Source organism: Paenibacillus forsythiae T98 (assembly GCF_000520735.1).
Lineage (GTDB): Bacteria > Bacillota > Bacilli > Paenibacillales > Paenibacillaceae > Paenibacillus_AQ > Paenibacillus_AQ forsythiae.
Genome location: NZ_ASSC01000015.1, coordinates 1 through 485 on the forward strand (window position 1 = coordinate 1; position 485 = coordinate 485).

At 54.2% G+C, this 485-nt stretch carries 2 protein-coding genes; both read right to left on the minus strand.

What is annotated here, in order from left to right; genetic code table 11:
* Positions 1–268, minus strand: a 268-nt coding sequence (locus tag L692_RS33355; RefSeq protein ID WP_232238714.1) for a transposase, incomplete at its 3' end; no start/stop codon positions are given.
* A partial coding sequence (locus tag L692_RS33360; RefSeq protein ID WP_232238715.1) for a hypothetical protein occupies positions 250–485 on the minus strand: 236 nt, incomplete at its 5' end. The genes L692_RS33360 and L692_RS33355, both read right to left, overlap by 19 nt.

Consider the following 485-nt stretch of genomic DNA (forward strand, 5'->3'; position numbering starts at 1 on the left):
GCCGAATGACATAGGATTGACCGCTTTGCTTAAATCTATCGATTCGTTCCAGCTTTCCATAAGCGCGATCCATCACCATGATGTAGCCTGGGTCAGTCAGTTGTTCGCAGACGGGCCCGTCATGCCGAGAACCTACGGATTCGACCACGCGTAGCGGTTGCCCCGTCTCAGCCCTCAAGGCTACATGCGGTTTAACACCGGCTCGTTCCCCGTGGTATGTGGCCCAGGGCAGGCGGGATTGTCCTACGGTTATGGTTGTGGAATCCACCAGCAGCAGTTCTTGGGGAATACGAAGGTTTCGGCGGGTTTCCCGATTACATTTTCGGACGATGAGGTGAAAAAGGGCCTTGAATACGGCAAAAGGAACCTCCGCTGCTTTCCCCGAAAAACTGGAATAGTGAACAGCAGGCAAGCCACTGGCTGATGCACAGTCTGCTCCGGCACGGTATCCCGACCATTCTTGGATTGCTGCAACACACCAGTAT